Annotated in this window: 2 protein-coding genes; both read right to left on the reverse strand. The window is 72.6% G+C overall.

Going from position 1 to position 2,247, the window contains the following annotated elements; translation table 11 throughout:
• On the reverse strand, window positions 1-1,279 hold a 1,279-nt coding region (locus tag H0X00_RS23505), incomplete at its 3' end, for a HAMP domain-containing sensor histidine kinase (RefSeq protein WP_293775263.1).
• On the reverse strand, window positions 1,279-1,968 hold the full coding sequence (locus H0X00_RS23510; RefSeq protein ID WP_293775265.1) for a response regulator transcription factor: 690 nt from the start codon (window positions 1,966-1,968) through the stop codon (window positions 1,279-1,281). The genes H0X00_RS23505 and H0X00_RS23510, both read right to left, overlap by 1 nt.
• Window positions 1,969-2,247: the final 279 nt, after the last annotated feature.

Below are 2,247 nucleotides of genomic sequence, written 5' to 3' on the forward strand. Positions count from 1 at the left end.
GGTAGAACCGGTCGAACAGGTGCGGGAGGTGCTCGGCCGGGATGCCGGGACCGGCGTCGGCCACCTCCACCCGCACGTGCGGCCCGGAGGCGGCGGCGCGCAGCACCACCGGGGTTCCGTCGGGGGTGTGCCGCAGCGCGTTCGAGGTCAACGAGAGCACGGCCTGGGTGAGCCGGTCGGCATCGGCCCGGGCCAGCACCTGCTCCGGGGCTTCCAGGCTCACCTGCCGCCCGGGGGCGACGACGCCGAGGTCCGCGACGACGGCCCGCAGCAGGGGCACCACGTCGACCGCGCCGAGGTGGTCGACCCCGTGCTCGTCGAGATTGTTCAAATCCAGCAGCGCCTCGACGATGCCGTTCATCCGGCGGGCCTCGTCGTTGATCCGGCGCAGCGCGTCCTCGACCTCGGTCGGATGCTGGCCGACCTGCCCGGCGTGCAGCGCGGAGTAGCCGCGCAACGTGGTCAAGGGCGTGCGCAGCTCGTGGGAGGCATCCGCGACGAAGCGGCGCATCCGGTCCTGGGTGGCCTGCTCGGCGGTCAGCATCGTGTTCAGCGCCTGCCCGAGCCGGTGCGCCTCGGTGCCCGGGTGGGCGGACTCCCACCGTTGGTCGCGCGCGCCACCGGCGATCGCCTCGGCGGTGCGGGTCATCCGCGCGATCGGGGCCAGCCCGAAGCGGTGCACCCACCACACGATCAACGCCAGCACGGCCATCAGACCGGCGCCGCCGGTGGCCACTGTCGCCATCAGCCGCCGGGTGGCCTGGTCGGCGCTGGTGGTCGGCAGCGCCACCACGGCGCTGTCCCCGTCGGGTAGCGCAGTGACCATCACCCGCACCGAGTCCGACTGCCCACTGACCGTGGGCCGCCCGGTCGGCCGGGGCTGATCGCCGATGCCGGTCAGGTCCGGCACCAGGCCAGGATCCTCGGCCGGCGCCTGCACCGTGCGCAGCGTGCCGTTCGGGTGGAGCAGCCCGACGTAGACGTCGCCGAGGACCTCGGTCCCGGCCCGCACCGTCCGGACGACGTTGCCGCCCTCCTCGCCCCGGATGAACCCCCGCTCGTCGGGTGGCGGCGCGACCGGTCCGGGGCCGGCGGCACCGGGCATCTCACGGGGATCGGCGACGGCGACCAGCCGGGGACTGGTCGAGAGCGCCGCCAGTCGCGCGTCGAGTTGATCGAGGGTGTAATCGCGCTGGATGAGCACGAGCGCCGAGCCGGCGGTCACGAGCAGGACCAGCACCGCACCCAGGGCCAGGGCCAGCCGGCGGGCGAGGGTCATCAGGGTTCCCGGACGCTGTAACCGACCCCGCGCACGGTGTGGATGAGCTTGGTCGAGTCGCGTTCGACCTTGCGGCGCAGGCTGCTGATGAAGGTCTCGATGATCGCGGACTCGCCGTCGAAGTCGTACTGCCAGACGTGGTCAAGAATCTGAGCCCGCGTCACCACTCGGCCGGCATTGGTCATCAGGCAGCGGAGCAGGGCGAACTCCGTCGGCGTCAGGAACACCTCCTCTTCACCGCGCCAGACCCGTCGCGCATCGGTGTCGAGCACCAGGTCGTCCACCTGGACGCGGGTCGTCGCCGCCGGGTTGCCGCGCCGCCGCAGTGCCACCTGCACCCGCGCGACGACCTCCTCCAACGCGAAGGGTTTGACGATGTAGTCGTCCCCGCCGCAGGTCAGCCCGCGCACGCGCTCGGCGGTCTCCGAGCGAGCGGTGAGGAAGAGCGCTGGCGCGGTACAGCCGCGGCCGCGCAACCGGCGCAACAGGTTGTAGCCGTCCTCGTCGGGAAGCATCACGTCGAGCACGATGGCGTCCGGCCGCCAGGCATCCGCGGCGGCCAGCGCCTCCCGGCCGGAGGCGGCCGTCTGCACCTCGCAGCCGGCCATCCGCAGGCCGGCCCCGACCAGGTAGGAGATGTTCTCCTCGTCGTCCACGACCAGGATCCGCGGCGCACCCGATGACGTCATGCCCGGAGGGTCTCGACGCCTCCCGTGCCGAACCTGAGGGGAACCTTGCGGTTTCCTGAGGGATCGTCAGGGCCGGCTCCAACGGCGTCGCCAGGGAACCGCGAGGTTTCCCTGCGCCTGACTCCAGACGCCGTCGGCACTGTGAAGAACATCCGCCGGAGCAGTCCGCTCCGGCGACGGTGCCAGGAAGGACGACGAATGCGAATCAAGCGAATGGCGGGCCTCGGGCTCGCCACGGGGGCGCTGGTGCTCTCCGGAGCGTTGGCGGCGGCCGCCGCC

The organism is Sporichthya sp. (assembly GCF_013815995.1).
In the GTDB taxonomy this organism is placed as follows: domain Bacteria; phylum Actinomycetota; class Actinomycetes; order Sporichthyales; family Sporichthyaceae; genus Sporichthya.